This is a genomic window from Ruegeria sp. YKSF070 (genome assembly GCF_059612725.1).
Map to the genome: position 1 here is coordinate 13,579 of NZ_JBXWRD010000049.1, position 15,255 is coordinate 28,833.

Consider the following 15,255-nt stretch of genomic DNA (forward strand, 5'->3'; position numbering starts at 1 on the left):
GCCCACTCGCAAAGGGCGCCGTCACAGCCCCGTTCTTTCAGAAAACCCGCAGTCCGAAGGCTGCGGGTTTCGTGTTTCTGCCTATTCTGCCGCGATCTTGATGACGGGGCCCATTCTGGCCAGCACCTCGTCGCTAAGGTGGCATTTCACCTGATGGCCGCCGCCCAGCTGGCGCACCGGTGGCACGTCCTTTTCGCACAGACCGCCTGGCACCTCGGATTTCCAGCGGCAGCGGGTTTGGAAAGGGCAGCCCGGCGGCGGGTTCATCGCGGACGGAATGTCGCCTTCGAGCACGATATGCTCCTTGACCACAGAGGTATCGGCGATCGGCACCGCGCTCAGCAGTGCCTCGGTATAGGGGTGATAGGGCGGGCTGAACACCTGGTCGGTGGTGCCCAATTCCACCACATGGCCCAGATACATCACCATCACCCGGTCGCTGAGATAGCGCACGATCGACAGGTCGTGACTGATGAACAGCAGCGTCGTCTTCTGCTCTCGCTGGATCTCCATCAGCAGATCGGTAACCGCCGCCTGCACCGACACGTCCAGCGCCGAGACCGGCTCGTCCGCCACAACGATGCGGGCGCCGCCGGCAAAGGCGCGGGCAATGCCGACGCGCTGTTTCTGGCCACCGGACAGTTGTCGCGGCATCCGCTCGGCAAAGGCGCGCGGCAGTTTCACCAGATCGAGCAGTTCCAGCATCCGCTGCTGGCGCTCGCCATCATTCTTGCCGATGCCGAAGATCTCGAGCGCGCGGATGATCTGCCGGCCAACGGTCATCGAGGGGTTGAGCGTGTCGAACGGGTTCTGGAACACCATCTGCACGTCCGAGACGGTCTTGGTATCGCGTGCCTCGATCGGGATATGCTCGATGTTGCGGTTGTCGAGCAGGATTTGCCCGTCGGTGGCGGTTTCCAGCCCCATCAGCACCTTGGCGAATGTGGACTTGCCGCAGCCCGACTCGCCGACGATCGCCAGCGTTTCGGATTCGCGCGCCTCGAAGGACAGGGTTTCGTTGGCCTTGACCACCTTCTTCTCGCCGCCGCCGAACAGGGCGTTTGCCGAGACCTCGTAATATTTCTTGAGGTTGTCCATCTTCAGGACCACCTCGCCGATCTCGCCCTTTTCCTTTTGTGCCGCGAGCGTGATCGGCGCGTTCCAGTCGATCTCGCGGAACTTCATGCAGCGGGTGTGGTGGCGGTCATTGCCCGGGACCGCCTCCATCAGAATATCCTGCGCGTCACAGCGCCCGGCTTCGAAATAGTCGCAGCGCGGCCCGAAGTTGCAGCCGGGCGGGCGCTCGTGGGGCAAGGGGAAGTTGCCGGGGATCGCCACCAGCGGGCGGCTGTTCTTGTCGGCACCCGGCAGCGGGATCGAGCGGAACAGCGCCTGGGTATAGGGGTGCTGCATCTCGTCGAACACGTCTTTGATCGAGCCGCGTTCGACAGCCTCTCCGGAATACATCACACACAGTCGGTCACAGGTCTCGAGCACCAGGCCCAGGTTGTGGCTGATGAACAGCATCGAGGTGCCGTATTTCTTGCCAAGGTCCTTGACCAGCTCGACCACGGCCGCCTCGACCGTCACATCAAGCGCTGTGGTGGGCTCGTCCAGGATCAGCAGTGCCGGTTTCGACATCAGCGCCATGGCGATGACGATGCGCTGCTGCTGGCCGCCCGACAGCTGGTGCGGGTAGCTGTTCAGCATCCGTTCGGGGTCGGGCAGGCGCACATCGGTCACAACTTCCAATGCGCGTTTGCGCGCCTCTTCGGCGGACACGCCTTCGTGGATCATCGGCACTTCCATCAGCTGCCTGCCGATCTTCATTGCCGGGTTGAGGCTGGCCATCGGTTCCTGATAGATCATCGCGATCTCGTTGCCGCGAATGTTGCGCAGCTCGTCGGCGCTCATCTGCGCCAGATCGCGGCCCTTGAACTTGATAGTGCCGCCGACGATGCGGCCGTTCTTGCCCAGGTCCTGCATCACCCCCAACGCCACGGTGGATTTGCCGCAGCCGGATTCTCCGACCAGTCCCACCGCCTCGCCGGGCTGCACGCTGACCGAGAAATCCATCACCGCAGGAATTTCCCGTAGCCGGGTGAAAAAGGAAATCGACAGCTTGTCGATCTCCAGGATCGGCCCTTCATATTCCGCCAGTTTCGACATTATGCATCTCCCTGTTGGAGCGTGGGCCGTCTCGACCCCTTGTTCTTCATTTCGCCCGAAATACTCCGGGGGGTCCGGGGGGCTGGCCCCCCCGGCCTTGATCACGTCAGTCCTTCAGACTTTCCTCGCGCAGCCCGTCCGCCAGCAGGTTCAGACCCAGAACCAGCGACAGCAGCGCCAGCGCGGGCGGCAGGGCCGGGTGCAGGTAGATCGACAACAGCTTGCGCCCTTCGTTGATCGTGCTGCCCCAGTCCGGGCTTTCCGGCGGCAGGCCCAGGCCAAAGAAGCCCAGGGTCCCCAGAAGGATGGTGGTGTACCCGATGCGCAGACAGAAATCGACGATCAGCGGCCCGCGCGCATTGGGCAGGATCTCCCACAGCATGATGTACCAGGGGCCTTCGCCGCGTGTCTGGGCGGCGGCGACATAGTCGCGTGTCTTGATGTCCATCGCCAGGCCCCGCACGATACGGAACACCGTGGGCGAGTTGACGAAGACCACCGAGACAAAGACCACCAGGATGCCGCCCGGAATGTCGAACGGGTCGAGCACCGAGGGCAGGCCCGGAATGCTGCGCACCAGATAGCCGTTCTCCGAAATCAGCGCCAGATAGAGCCACAGCGCAAAGCCCAGCACCCCGATCAGCAACGGTGTCCGGAACGCGGGCTGGGTACGATAGCGCGAGTTCAGCAGCACGCCCAGAAAGATGATCGGGAACATGAACAGCACGATGGCCATCATGGTGGGCAGGCCGGTTGCCACGATTTCGGGTGTGACCAGCAGGTAGAACAGCAGGATGACCGGAAAGGCCAGGATCAGGTTGGCGAGGAAGGACAGGAACGTGTCCAGCCGACCGCCGTAATACCCGGCAGGCAGGCCCAGGGTGATCCCGACCATGAAGGCGAACAGCGTGGCCAGCGGTGCGATCTGCACCACGATCCAGGCGCCCTTGACCACCCGGCTGAACACGTCGCGCGCCAGGTTGTCGCCGCCCAGCAGATACCAGGCGTATTCACCTTCCTCGGCGCCCGCCAGCGGCGTGCCGGGCACCTTGTTCTTCATGCCCGAGACCTGGCTCAGCGGGTCATGGGTGATGATCAGGTCCATGGCGCCAAAGATGCCGACAAAGACCCAGAACATCACCAGCCCAAAGCCGATCATGCCGATCGGACTGTCAAACAGCTTGCCATATAGACCCAGCCGCCGTTTGAAGGCGATCGAAAGGGCAAAGAGCAGCAGCAGCGCAATCCAGACCGAAGACAGCTGATAGAGCACGCGGATGATGATTTCGAATGTACCGAGAGGTTCCATGTCCCGTTCCTCCCTTACGAAATGCGGATGCGCGGGTTGAGGTAGACATAGCCGATATCCGAGATCAGCTGCGTGATCAGAACCACGAAGACCGAAACCACCGATACCGCCAGCAAAAGCTGGATGTCATTATTGCCCGCCGCTTCGACCAGAACCCAGCCGAAGCCCTTGTAGTTGAACAGGCTCTCGACGATGACCACACCGTTGAGAAGCCAGGGGAATTGCAGCATGATCACCGTGAACGGCGCGATCAGCGCGTTTCTCAGCGCGTGCTTGATCACGATGTTGGGGAAGGACACGCCCTTGAGCCGCGCGGTGCGGATGTATTGCGCCGTCATCACCTCGGTCATCGAGGCGCGGGTCATCCGCGCGATATAGCCCATGCCGTAAAGTGCGATGGTCAGCACCGGCAGGAAGAAGTTTTCAAAGGTCGGATTTTCCATCGCCTGGGTCGCCGTACCCTTGAACCATTTCAGCCCGACAGTCGACGAGGTGAAGACCGCGATGAAGATCACGCCCGAGACATATTCCGGCGTTGCCGTGCTGAGGATCGAGAAAGTCGATAGCGTCCGGTCGGTACGTGATCCTTCGCGCATGCCCGCCAGCACGCCCACCAGCAGAGCCGAGGGCACCATCAGGATCATCACCCACATCATCAGGTAGAGCGTGTTGCCCAGCCGTTTCCAGATGATCTCGTCCACATCGGCCTTGAACCGTGTCGAATACCCCCAGTCGCCCTGAACGATGCCGCAAAACCGCGGCGTCTCTTCCGGAGTCAGCCCGGGCCGCACGCAGGTTCCGACGAACTGGCCGTCATTCAGGGTCTTGGTAAAGCCCGGCATTACGCCCAGCCAGCGGCCGTATTTGGTCAGCAGCGGGTCGCTATAGCCACGGTTGTCGAGCCAGGATTGCACCTGCTCGTCGCTCATCCGCTGGTTGCCCTGGGTTTTCGCCAGTTTTTCGAGGTTCGGATAGAGGTTCGTGAGGAAGAAGACCACGAAGGTCAGGCACAATGCTGTCAGCAGCATCACCCCGAACCGACGGAGAATGAAAAGTCCCATGTTAGCCCCTGTTGGTCAGGCTGGTCCGCAGCGGTCGCGCCCTTGGTTTCGGCGTCTGGACCCCGGAAGAGGGCGGGGCGGTGCTGCGGCTGGAGGAGCGCGCCCAAAGGCGCGCTCCGGTCGATATCGGGTGGTGGTGGCCGATCAGGCCGCCCAGCCCCACTTGTAGTGGTGGTGTTCAAAGGCGATGTGCATGTCGGTGCCCACCAGACCCTCTTTCATGTGGCGGTAGAGCGCGCGCCAATAGGGCTGGATGGTCACGCCTTCCTCCTGGATCAGGGCCTCGCCCCGGGCGACAACTTCACGCCGCTTGTCGGCATCGGCCAGCGCCAGCGCCTCGGCCAGGATGGCGTCGAACTCGGGGTTGGCCCAGCCGAACTCGTTCCAGGCTTCGCCCGAACGATAGGCCAGCGCCCAGATCTGCACGCCAAGAGGACGGTGGTTCCAGTTGGTCGAGCTGAACGGATACTTGGTCCAGTCGTTCCAGAAGGTCGAGCCGGGCAGAACCGTCCGCTTCACCTTGAAGCCCGCGTCGCGCAGCTGTGCGGCCACGGCATCGGTGGTGTTGCGGCGCCAGTCGTCGTCGATGGAGACGATCTCGTGTTCGAAATCCATCATCCCGGCTTCTTCCATCAGGGCCTTGGCCGCGGCGGGATCGTGCTTGCGCGCGGGCAGGGCGGCATATTCCGGGTGGCTCGGGCCGACATGGTGGTTTTCAGCCGGCGCGCCGCGCCCGCCGTAGCCCAGTTCCAGACAGATGGCGTTGTCCACCGCCATCGAAATGGCCTGGCGCACGCGCTTGTCGGCATAGGGTTTCACGCCGTCGACCTCGGCCAGCTGGTTCGGACGCACCACCACGGTGCTCATGGTCACAACTTCGGACTTGGCATAGCCCAGGCCATCCATCACGTCGATGAATTCACCAACGGATTCGTGCAGCATATCGACTTCGTCGGATTCCAGAGCCGACAACCAGGCCGACGGGTCGGTGCCATAGTCGATGTACTCGATCCGGTCGAGCGCCGGGCGACCGAACACCGCCTCGCCCCACCAGGTGTGGTTCTCGTTACGCACCAGGGTGCATTTCACGCCCACTTCCAGCTCTTCGATCACATAGGGGCCGGTGCCCACATTGTTGGTCAGGTCGCTTTCGCTGAACGAGCTATGTACGATGGCTGCCGGATAGTCCGACATGCCCGCGATCAGCGAAATGTCCGAACTCGGCAGGTTCAGGCGCACGGTGTGGCTGTCGACCACTTCGATCGCCCCGTCGATCGCCTGGCCGCTGTCGGCGTCGATCAGGCTGGCGAAACGGCCCGCCATCGAGTTGGTTTCCGAGCTCTTGTCGCACCAGCGGGCGATGTTTCGCGCCACGTCATCGGCGGTGAAATCATCGCCATTGTTCCACTTGACGCCCTTGCGGACATTCAGGGTGTAGACGGTGGCGTCGTCGTTGATCTCCCAGCTTTCCAGCAGGATGCCGCGGAAGGTACCGTCCGAGTTGTACTCGACCAGATATTCCATGGTGCCGCGGGTTTCGTTGCCCAGTTCGGACCAGTCATAGGTGCGCGGATCCTTGAGTTCGCGCACGTTCATCTGAACGCGCAGGGTGCCGCCCTGCTTGGCTTCGGAGGCGACAGCAGGGGTCGGCGCGGTCAGACCGATCAGCCCATAGGCTGCGGCGGCGCTGACACCCAGGCCGGTGGCGCGGGTCAGGAATTCACGGCGGCTCAGTTTGCCGTCGCGGAACTCCTGCGCATGCATTTCGGCAGCCCAGTGTACCGGCTGCTGGCGGGTTTCGTGTGTGGTCATGAAAGTCTCCCTGTGACTTTTTCAGTTAGCGGTCGGTCTGCGGCCCGTGTGGCGCCGGCTGCGCTGCTGCGGGTCTGTTCCCGTCCGATGGAATTCTGGCGTCCCCATGCGCCTATTCCGCAATAGATTCCGGCCTGCGTCAATGATTGGTTTCGTCACAACTTGGTCAAAAAGCGACATTCGCGCGTCGAATTCCTTCATATGTTCAGCTAAAATAGACAGGAGTGTCTATTTCGTAGCAATCCTTCCGCGCAGCGCGCGGGGAGACAGGCCGGAACGGCGACTGACAAATCGGGAAAACACCGCGGCACTGGCGAATCCCAGATGCCGTGCAATGTCGCCGATGGCGGCGTTGCCGCCGCATAGGTGCCCGCGTGCGGCATGGTCCAGCCGCTGGTGCAGCACCTCGGCGGCCCCCATTCCGGTCGCGGTTTTGCACAGGCGGGTCAGGTGTTCGGGCGAGACTGACAGCGCGGCGGCGTGCTCGGCCACCGTGGCGCCGCTGTCAAAGGTTTCGGTCAGCCGGGCGCCATAGCGTCGGGTCAGGTCGCGGGCGCGGTCGCCGGGGTGGCGCAGCTCGTCTTGTCCGGCGTGACGGCGCAACCAGACCGCCGTCAGTTGCGCCCAGCTTTCGATCGCGGTGTCGCGCAGCGGGCGGGTGCCGGTCTGCTCCCGCGAAAGCGCGTCGAGCAGGCCGGTCAGTTCGGTCTGCTCCGCCGCTGCGCGGACGCGCAACAGCAGCGGTCGCGTGGGCAGGGAGATCGCGCTGGTCGCGGGGATCAGCAGCGCCTGCCCCAGACAGCCGCGGCCCGGATCGAGCGCCATCAGGTGCCGGGCCGGAACAAACAGCGCGTTATGGGCGCCGAACCCGATCCGTCCGCCGTCCAGCAGCCCGGTCCCCTGGCCCCGCGTCACCCACAGCAACAGATGGTGCCCCCGGTCATGCGCAAGCTCCAGCTGCCAGCGCCCCAGTGGCATCAGTTGCGCCAGCGTCGACAGGCGGATATCCGCGATCTCGGTAAGGTCATGGGCCATGATCTGCGATCCTGCATGCCTTGGTGGCCAATGCCAACCGCTTAGCCGCCGACAGATAGAGAATGCCAGTCGCCCATGCGGGCGCGGAACCAGCTGCGTTGCCGCTTGGCATATTGGCGCGTGGCGATGCTGGCACATTCGCGCGCCGCGTCCAGCGTGATCTCACCGCGCAGATGCGCCATCAGCTCGGGCACGCCAATCGCCTTGAAGGCGGGCAGCGCCGGGTCATACCGGTCGGCCATCGCGGCCACCTCTGCCAGCGCGCCCTCGTCCAGCATCTGGTCGAACCGGCGCGCGATCCGGTCCCACAGCCAGAGCTTGTCCACCTCAAGCACCAATGGCACCGTGCGCGCCAGCGGCAGCAGCGGCGGCGGCGTGTACGCTTGCCACAGATGCAGGGCCCGCCCGGTGGCGCGCTCGACCTCCCAGGCGCGCTGCACTCGGGCGCGGTTCATCCGGTCCAGCCCGGCTGCGGTGGCCAGGTCGATCCCTGCCAGCAACGTGTCGAGCGGCAGGGTGTCCGCCTCAGCCCGGATATCGGGCGGGGTGGCGGGGATATCGGCCATGCCCTCGGTCAGCGCGGTAAAGTAGAGCCCGGTGCCGCCCACGATGATCGGCCTGTGGGGGCCGTTCAACAGGGGTGTCACCTCGCGCAGCCAATGTCCGGCGGAATAGGGCGCATCATAGGGCAGATGCCCATAGAGGCGATGGGGTACGCGCGCTTCCTCGTCGGGCGAGGGCCGCGCGCTGATTGCGCGCCAGCAGTCATAGACCTGGCTGGCATCGGCATTGACGATGACGCCACCGAACCGCTCGGCAATCTCCAGCGCCAGCGCCGATTTGCCCGAGGCGGTCGGCCCCGCGATCAGCACCGGTGCACCCTCGGGGATCGGGGGCAGGGCGGGGCCTACAGCCATGACCGCGCGCCCCGGTTCATCTCATTTGCCCGACAGGGGCCATGCCGCATTGAACCCATCGGGGTTTTCCTCCATTTTGCGCCGGAAAATAGACCGGTGCCAAAGCGGAGCGCAACATGACCTCGTCCACATCCCCTGAAACCCCGTCCGATCCCTCGCAAACCAGGTATAAACGCGTGATGCTGAAGATCTCGGGCGAGGCGCTGATGGGGGATCAGGGATTCGGCCTGCACCCGCCCACCGTCAAGCGGATCGCCGAAGAGGTCAAAACCGTGCATGACATGGGGGTCGAGATCTGCATGGTGATCGGGGGCGGCAATATCTTTCGCGGTCTCAGCGGCGCCGCCCAGGGGATGGAGCGCACCACCGCCGACTATATGGGAATGCTCGCCACGGTGATGAACGCGCTGGGAATGCAGGCCGCGCTCGAAGGGCTGGGCGTGTTTACCCGGGTGATCTCGGCCATTCGGATGGATGAGGTGGCCGAACCCTATATCCGCCGCCGCGCCGTGCGCCACCTCGAGAAGAAGCGGGTCTGCATCTTTGCCGCCGGCACCGGCAATCCCTATTTCACCACCGACACCGCCGCCACCCTGCGCGCCAATGAAATGGCCTGTGAGGCGATCTTCATGGGCAAGAACGGCGTTGACGGCGTCTATGACAAGGACCCGGCGCTGCATGACGACGCGGTGCGCTATGACGAGATCAGCTATGATGAGGTGCTGGCCAAGCGGCTCAAGGTGATGGATGCCTCGGCCATCGCGCTGGCGCGCGACAACAACCTGCCGCTGATCGTCTTTTCACTGGACGAGCCGGGCGGTTTCCGCGGCATCCTGGCGGGCGAGGGCACCTATACCAAGGTACAGGGCTGACCACAGCGGTCGGGCGTCTGGCCACAGGAGGTGGGCCAAGATTGCTATACAACCCAATCTGGATGGCTTAAGACCCAAGAAACAGGACCTCAAGCAGAGGAGAGAGCAGCATGTCTGACGATTTCGAACTCGACACCGACGATCTCAAGCGCCGCATGGATGGCGCCATGGCCAACCTCAAGACCGAGTTCGCCTCGCTGCGCACCGGTCGCGCCTCGGGCTCGATGCTGGAGCCGATCCAGGTCGAGGCCTATGGACAGATGACCCCGATCAACCAGATCGGCACCGTCAACGTGCCCGAGCCGCGCATGGTCACCATCAATGTCTGGGACAAGTCGATGGTGGGCAAGGTCGAGAAGGCGATCCGCGAAAGCGGGCTGGGCATCAACCCGCAGCTCAACGGCACCATCATCATGTTGCCGATCCCCGAACTGAACGAGGAACGCCGCCGCGAGCTGACCAAGGTTGCCGGTCAATATGCCGAACACGCCCGCGTCGCCATCCGCAACGTGCGCCGCGACGGCATGGACCAGATCAAGAAGGCCAAGGCCGACGGCATGTCCGAGGACGATCAGAAGTTCTGGGAGGCCGAGGTGCAGGAACTGACCGACAAGATGATCAAGGCGGTCGACGGCGCGCTTGAGACCAAGCAAGCCGAAATCATGCAGGTCTGAGCCGCACCAGATGGCCCATGACCCCGCTCCCGCGCACGGCTCCGGCCCGCGTCACGTCGCCATCATCATGGATGGCAATGGTCGTTGGGCCCAGGCACGGGGCCGTCCGCGCCTGTTCGGCCACCATGCCGGTGCCCGCCGCGTGCGCGAGGTGGTCGAGGCCTGTCCCGAACTGGGCATCAAGTATCTGACGATATTCGCCTTTTCGACCGAGAACTGGAAACGGACCCAGGTCGAGGTGGCCGGGCTGATGAGCCTCTTTCGCCGCTATATCGCCAAGGAGACCCGGGCGCTGCATGCGCGCGGGGTCCGCGTGCGCTTTATCGGCGACCGGGTGCGGCTGGATGCCAAGCTGATCGCGCTGATGGACACGCTCGAAGAGCAGACCCGCGAGAATGACAGCGTGCATCTGACCATCGCGCTCAACTATGGCGGCCGCGACGAGGTGGCCCGTGCCACCCGCCGCCTGGCCCGCGACGTTGCCGAAGGCCGGCTGAAACCAGAGGACGTAGACGAGGAGACGCTGCCGCGCTACCTTGACACACGCGTGCTGCCCGATCCCGACCTGGTGATCCGCACCAGCGGCGAGGCTCGGATCTCGAACTTCCTTCTCTGGCAGTCGGCCTATTCCGAATACGAATTCATCGACACGCTCTGGCCCGATTTCACCGCCGAGGAGCTGGCCCGGCTGTGCCAAAGCTATGGGAGCCGCGACCGCAGGTTCGGCGCGGTCAGGGCATGAGCGAGAGTCGTTGGTCCGACTTGGCCGCTCGGCTGGGTTCGGCCGTGGTGCTGGCCGCCGTAGCCGGGGTCGAGCTGTGGCTGGGCGGTCTGTGGTTTGAAAGCTTCATCGCTATCGTGACCGGTCTGATGGTCTGGGAACTGATGCGGATGATCGCGCCCGAGCGGGCCGGGGCGGCTGTGCAGATGGCGCTGCTGACCGGATTTGCGGTGCTGCTGGCCTATCACCTTCCGCCGCTTTACCGGCTGCCGGTTCTGGTGGCGCCGGCGCTGGTGGGCGCCGGGCAGGTGGCGCGATACAAGGGGCTTTACGCGGTTTTCGCGCTCTGGATCGCCTTTGCCGGGCTTGGCTTCATCTGGATCCGCGAGGTCATGGGCCTCGACTGGATGCTGTGGCTGGTGCTGGTGGTGGTCGCCACCGACGTGGCGGGGTACTTCGTGGGCAAGATGATCGGCGGGCCCAAGTTCTGGCCGCGCGTCAGCCCGAAAAAGACCTGGTCGGGGACGGCGGGCGGCTGGGCCGCTGCCGCGCTGATTGGCGGTGGCTTCGCGATATATGCAGGGTTGGGCGTCGGTCTGCTGGTGCTGTCGGTGCTGGCCTCGATGGCCAGCCAGGCGGGGGATATCGCTGAAAGTGCGCTGAAGCGAAAGATGGGGGTCAAGGACAGTTCCAACCTGATCCCCGGCCATGGCGGCTTTCTCGACCGGTTTGACGGGATGATGGGGGCGGCGGTTTTTGTACTGCTGGCCGGGCTGCTGCGTACGCTTGGGGGGCTGTGATGCAAGCGGGGTCTGCGCGCAGGGTCTCGATCTTCGGGGCCACCGGTTCCATCGGGCAAAACACCATCGACCTGATCGCCCGCGATCCCGACGCTTACGATGTGGTGGCGCTGAGCGGTGGCGCCAATATCGCGCGACTGGCTGCGGACGCGCGGCGGCTGCGTGCTGATGTGGCCGTGACCGCCTTTCCCGAGCGCCTGCACGACTTGCGCGCAGCGCTCGCCGGCAGCGGGGTCGAGGCGGCGGCGGGACCGGCGGCGCTGATCGAGGCGGCCGCGCGCCCGGCGGATTGGGTGATGTCGGCCATTGTCGGCGCGGCGGGGCTGGCGCCTGGGCTGGCGGCGCTGGAACAGGGCGCCACTCTGGCGCTGGCCAACAAGGAAACGCTCGTTTGTGCCGGGTCTCTGGTGCTGGAAACTGCGCGCAGCCATGGCGCCCGGCTGCTGCCGGTGGACAGCGAGCATTCGGCGGTGTTTCAGGCGCTGGTGGGCGAGGACATGGACGCGGTCGAACGGATCGTGATCACCGCCTCGGGCGGGGCGTTCCGAGATTGGCCGCTGGAACGGCTGGCCGGGGCAACCGCTGAGCAGGCCGCCCAGCACCCCAACTGGGACATGGGCCAGCGCATCACCATCGACAGTGCGTCCATGTTCAACAAGGCGCTGGAGGTTATTGAAACTCGGGAGTTTTTTGGAATTGATCCGGAGCGCATCGAGGTCATCGTACATCCTGAATCCATGGTGCATGCGCTGGTGGGGTTCCGCGACGGTGCACTGATGGCCCATCTGGGCGCGCCTGACATGCGGCATGCCATCGGCTATGCGCTGCACTGGCCCGAAAGGCGCGATCTGCCTGTGGCGCGGCTTGATCTCGCCGCTTTGGGGCAGCTCAATTTCCGTGCCCCGGACGATGCCCGCTATCCCGCCTTGCGGCTGGCGCGGCGGGTGATGGCGCGGGGCGGGCTGTCGGGCGCGGTGTTCAACGCCGCCAAGGAACGCGCGCTCGATCATTTCATAGCCGGGCGTATCGGCTTTCTCGACATGGCGCATCTGGTCGAGGTCGTTCTGGACCGGTTTGAGTCCGATCCCGGCCTCATTGATGCCCCAATGACCCTTGATACTGTGACCCAAACAGACCATCTGGCGCGTCAAAGGGTCGACGCCGCATTGGCAAAACGAGCAGGGTAAGATTTTGGACGTTATTGGACTGATCCCGCAATTCGGCAGCCTTCTCTATACTATTGCGGCCTTTGTGGTGGCCTTGTCGGTCATCGTCGCGGTGCATGAATATGGCCATTACATCGTCGGGCGCTGGTCCGGCATCCATGCCGAGGTGTTCTCGATCGGGTTCGGACCGGTGTTGTGGAGCCGCGTGGACCGGCGCGGCACCCGCTGGCAAATTGCGCTGCTGCCTTTCGGCGGATACGTCAAGTTTCTGGGCGATGCCAATGCCGCATCGGGCAAGGATGGCGAGAGCATGGCGGAGATCTATCGCCGAAATCCCGGTGACCTGCGTCGCACCATGCATGGCGCGCCGCTTTGGGCGCGGGCGGCGACCGTGGCGGCGGGACCGTTGTTCAATTTCGTGATGTCGATCCTGGTATTCGCGGTCATTTTCATGACCCGCGGCGCGCCGGTCGAACCGTTGACAGTGGCCGAGATCCGCGATCTGCCCGGTGTCGAGACCAGCCTGCGCCCCGGCGATACCATCCTGTCGGTGGGCGGCGTGCCGCTGCCGGGGCCGGATTTCGCCAGCGATGCCGAGGAAGGCGCCGCCTGGCGCGATTTCGAAGGCGCGCTGCCGCTGGCGGCGCAGCTTGAATACTCCGTGATGCGCGACGGGGCAGAGGTTACGGCGACCGGTCCGCAGTTCTTCCCGGCGCTGGTCGGCTCTGTGGTGCCGCGCAGCGCCGCGCAGGATGCCGGGCTGCGCTCGGGCGACGTGATCCGCGCCATCGACGGCGAAGCGATCGTGGCCTTCCGTCAACTCAAGGACATCGTCGAGGGGTCGGACGGCAAGCCGCTGCTGCTGGATGTCTGGCGCGAGGGCGAGATGCTCCAACTGCTGCTGGTGCCACGCCGCACCGACAGCCCCAAGCCCGAAGGCGGGTACGAGACCAACTGGCGGATCGGTGTGGCCAGCGGTCAGGCCTTTGATCCGGCGACCGAAACGCCCGGCCCGCTGGCGGCGCTGGCCACCGGGGTCAGCCGCACCGGCGATATCGTCTACTCCTCGCTCTCTGGGCTCTGGCACATGATCGCGGGGCAGATTTCCACCTGCAACATCTCGGGTCCGGTGGGCATCGCCCAGGCCTCGGGCGCGGTGGCCAGCCAGGGCGCGCAAAGCTTCATCGCTTTCATCGCGGTACTGTCGACGGCGGTGGGGTTGCTCAACCTGTTCCCGATCCCGGCGCTGGATGGTGGCCATCTGGTGTTCTATGCCTACGAGGCAGTGGCCGGCAAACCGCCCAGCGACAATGTGCTGCGGGTGTTGATGGCGCTGGGGATCACCCTCATCCTGTCGCTGATGCTGTTCTCGCTCAGTAACGATCTGTTCTGCTGACGAGACGTCAATTCTCAACAAAGCGTGAATGCGCCCAAGTCTCGCCACATTCAGGGGCTAACCTGAGCAGAACTTGGGAAACTAGCAGGAGCGTGAAAGATGCATGTCTTGCAACAATCGTATCGTGGTCTTGGCTTGGTGATGCAGCTCAACTGGGATCGTATCCTGTTTGTGGGCGCAATCGCGGCAGCGCTGTTTCTGGGGGCCTATCTGGGCAGTCTTTGACCCGCTCTCTCGCTCTCATGTACAAGACGCGGTCCTCGAGGCCGCGTCTTTCGTTTTGGGCTTTTGACAACCCCGGCCAATCCCGGTACTGACAGATGAAAGACTGCTGCAAACTGGGTTGAAAAAAGATGCATAACGGGAGAGGCGCAGGTACATACTGCGGTACGGGCATTTCCAGCCGCCATATGTTGTTGAATTCCGTCTCCGCAATTTTTCTTGTCACAGCAATGACCTTTACTGCCCTGCCGCAGGACGCGCAGGCGCAGGATTACCGGTTCAATACGGTTCAGGTCGACGGAAACCAGCGTATCGAGACCTCGACCATCGTCGCCCGGATGGGAATCGAACGGGGCAAGACGGTCTCGGCCGGGGCGCTCAACGATGCCTATCAGCGTTTGCTTGACAGTGGCGTTTTCGAAACAGTCGAGCTGATTCCGCAAGGCAACACTCTGGTGGTGAAGGTGGTCGAGCATCCGACCATCAACCGGATCAATTTCGAGGGCAACCGTCGGGTCAAGGATGAGACGCTCGAAGGCGCCATCGGTTCGCAGTCGCGCCGCGTCTTTACCCCCGAACAGGCCGAGCGCGACGCCGCCACCATCGCAGAGATCTATTCGACCCAGGGCCGCGTCGCCGCCACCGTGGTGCCGCGCATCATCCGCCGCAGCGACAACCGCGTCGATCTGGTGTTTGAGATCTCCGAAGGCGACACGATCGAGATCGAGCGCGTCAGCTTTGTCGGCAACCGCGCCTTTTCCGATCGCCGTCTGCGCCGGATTCTCGAGACCAAGCAGGCCGGATTGCTGCGCACCTTTATCCGTTCGGACACCTTCATCGCCGACCGGATCGAATTCGACAAACAGGTGCTGCGCGATTTCTACCTGTCGCGCGGCTATGTCGATTTCCGCGTCAACAGCGCCAACGTGGAATTCACCCGCGAACGCGACGCCTTCTTCCTGATCATGGATGTGACCGAGGGGCAGCAGTTCTCGTTTGGCAATATCACCACCGTCAGCGAGATCCCCGGTGTCGAGGCACCGGCCTATCAGGACGTGCTCAAGATCAAGCCGGGCGTGGTCTATTCGCCTAGCCTTGTCG

Annotated in this window: 14 protein-coding genes; 8 read left to right on the plus strand and 6 right to left on the minus strand. The window is 63.9% G+C overall.

The features are described from left to right. Positions 1-81: 81 nt before the first annotated feature. From AC2FL1_RS19175 to miaA, 6 genes are all read right to left on the minus strand, one after another. The gene (locus tag AC2FL1_RS19175; protein ID WP_496877984.1) at positions 82-2,169 is read right to left on the minus strand and encodes a dipeptide ABC transporter ATP-binding protein; all 2,088 of its coding nucleotides are present in this window, start codon (positions 2,167-2,169) and stop codon (positions 82-84) included. Positions 2,170-2,275: 106 nt separating this feature from the next. Further along, the gene (locus AC2FL1_RS19180) at positions 2,276-3,478 is read right to left on the minus strand and encodes an ABC transporter permease (RefSeq protein WP_234145040.1); all 1,203 of its coding nucleotides are present in this window, start codon (positions 3,476-3,478) and stop codon (positions 2,276-2,278) included. Positions 3,479-3,492: 14 nt separating this feature from the next. Then, positions 3,493-4,539 carry an ABC transporter permease gene (locus AC2FL1_RS19185; RefSeq protein ID WP_496824143.1) on the minus strand — a complete coding sequence of 349 codons (1,047 nt, stop codon included), beginning with the start codon at positions 4,537-4,539 and terminating at the stop codon, positions 3,493-3,495. A 144-nt stretch (positions 4,540-4,683) separates the two neighbouring features. Next, the gene (locus tag AC2FL1_RS19190; RefSeq protein WP_496824142.1) at positions 4,684-6,351 is read right to left on the minus strand and encodes an ABC transporter substrate-binding protein; all 1,668 of its coding nucleotides are present in this window, start codon (positions 6,349-6,351) and stop codon (positions 4,684-4,686) included. A 228-nt stretch (positions 6,352-6,579) separates the two neighbouring features. After that, positions 6,580-7,386 (minus strand): helix-turn-helix transcriptional regulator, encoded by an 807-nt coding sequence (locus tag AC2FL1_RS19195; RefSeq protein WP_496877985.1) that lies wholly within the window; start codon positions 7,384-7,386, stop codon positions 6,580-6,582. A gap of 41 nt (positions 7,387-7,427) precedes the next feature. After that, positions 7,428-8,303, minus strand: a complete 876-nt coding sequence (gene miaA, locus AC2FL1_RS19200; protein ID WP_496877986.1) for a tRNA (adenosine(37)-N6)-dimethylallyltransferase MiaA — start codon at positions 8,301-8,303, stop codon at positions 7,428-7,430. Positions 8,304-8,419: 116 nt separating this feature from the next. Between miaA and pyrH the strand changes: the two genes are divergently transcribed. The 8 genes from pyrH to AC2FL1_RS19240 form a co-directional block, all read left to right on the plus strand. Beyond that, positions 8,420-9,175: a UMP kinase gene (pyrH, locus tag AC2FL1_RS19205; RefSeq protein ID WP_496877987.1), complete on the plus strand. Its 756-nt coding sequence runs from the start codon at positions 8,420-8,422 to the stop codon at positions 9,173-9,175. Positions 9,176-9,285: 110 nt separating this feature from the next. Next, positions 9,286-9,849 carry a ribosome recycling factor gene (gene frr / locus AC2FL1_RS19210; RefSeq protein ID WP_234136454.1) on the plus strand — a complete coding sequence of 188 codons (564 nt, stop codon included), beginning with the start codon at positions 9,286-9,288 and terminating at the stop codon, positions 9,847-9,849. Positions 9,850-9,859: 10 nt separating this feature from the next. After that, positions 9,860-10,591, plus strand: a complete 732-nt coding sequence (uppS, locus tag AC2FL1_RS19215) for an undecaprenyl pyrophosphate synthase (RefSeq protein ID WP_496824135.1) — start codon at positions 9,860-9,862, stop codon at positions 10,589-10,591. Next, a complete protein-coding gene (locus AC2FL1_RS19220; RefSeq protein ID WP_496824133.1) occupies positions 10,588-11,370 on the plus strand; it encodes a phosphatidate cytidylyltransferase in 783 nt (260 codons plus the stop codon). Before uppS ends, AC2FL1_RS19220 begins: the two co-directional genes overlap by 4 nt. Then, positions 11,370-12,557 carry a 1-deoxy-D-xylulose-5-phosphate reductoisomerase gene (gene dxr / locus AC2FL1_RS19225; RefSeq protein WP_496877988.1) on the plus strand — a complete coding sequence of 396 codons (1,188 nt, stop codon included), beginning with the start codon at positions 11,370-11,372 and terminating at the stop codon, positions 12,555-12,557. The genes AC2FL1_RS19220 and dxr overlap by 1 nt, the downstream gene beginning before the upstream one ends. A gap of 4 nt (positions 12,558-12,561) precedes the next feature. Further along, complete coding sequence (gene rseP / locus AC2FL1_RS19230) at positions 12,562-13,932, plus strand: RIP metalloprotease RseP (RefSeq protein WP_496824130.1); 1,371 nt, start codon at positions 12,562-12,564, stop codon at positions 13,930-13,932. A 99-nt stretch (positions 13,933-14,031) separates the two neighbouring features. Then, the gene (locus AC2FL1_RS19235; RefSeq protein ID WP_496824128.1) at positions 14,032-14,157 is read left to right on the plus strand and encodes a hypothetical protein; all 126 of its coding nucleotides are present in this window, start codon (positions 14,032-14,034) and stop codon (positions 14,155-14,157) included. A gap of 128 nt (positions 14,158-14,285) precedes the next feature. After that, the coding region (locus AC2FL1_RS19240) for a POTRA domain-containing protein (protein WP_496877989.1) at positions 14,286-15,255 on the plus strand (970 nt) is incomplete at its 3' end.

Bases quoted from the DNA above. Each gene is read 5' to 3' on its own strand.
- AC2FL1_RS19190 (WP_496824142.1), bottom strand. From the start codon at position 6,351: ATGACCACACACGAAACCCGCCAGCAGCCGGTACACTGGGCTGCCGAA.
- AC2FL1_RS19185 (WP_496824143.1), bottom strand. From the start codon at position 4,539: ATGGGACTTTTCATTCTCCGTCGGTTCGGGGTGATGCTGCTGACAGCA.
- AC2FL1_RS19175 (WP_496877984.1), bottom strand. From the start codon at position 2,169: ATGTCGAAACTGGCGGAATATGAAGGGCCGATCCTGGAGATCGACAAG.
- AC2FL1_RS19220 (WP_496824133.1), top strand. From the start codon at position 10,588: ATGAGCGAGAGTCGTTGGTCCGACTTGGCCGCTCGGCTGGGTTCGGCC.
- miaA (WP_496877986.1), bottom strand. From the start codon at position 8,303: ATGGCTGTAGGCCCCGCCCTGCCCCCGATCCCCGAGGGTGCACCGGTG.
- pyrH (WP_496877987.1), top strand. From the start codon at position 8,420: ATGACCTCGTCCACATCCCCTGAAACCCCGTCCGATCCCTCGCAAACC.
- frr (WP_234136454.1), top strand. From the start codon at position 9,286: ATGTCTGACGATTTCGAACTCGACACCGACGATCTCAAGCGCCGCATG.
- AC2FL1_RS19195 (WP_496877985.1), bottom strand. From the start codon at position 7,386: ATGGCCCATGACCTTACCGAGATCGCGGATATCCGCCTGTCGACGCTG.
- uppS (WP_496824135.1), top strand. From the start codon at position 9,860: ATGGCCCATGACCCCGCTCCCGCGCACGGCTCCGGCCCGCGTCACGTC.
- AC2FL1_RS19180 (WP_234145040.1), bottom strand. From the start codon at position 3,478: ATGGAACCTCTCGGTACATTCGAAATCATCATCCGCGTGCTCTATCAG.
- AC2FL1_RS19235 (WP_496824128.1), top strand. From the start codon at position 14,032: ATGCATGTCTTGCAACAATCGTATCGTGGTCTTGGCTTGGTGATGCAG.
- dxr (WP_496877988.1), top strand. From the start codon at position 11,370: ATGCAAGCGGGGTCTGCGCGCAGGGTCTCGATCTTCGGGGCCACCGGT.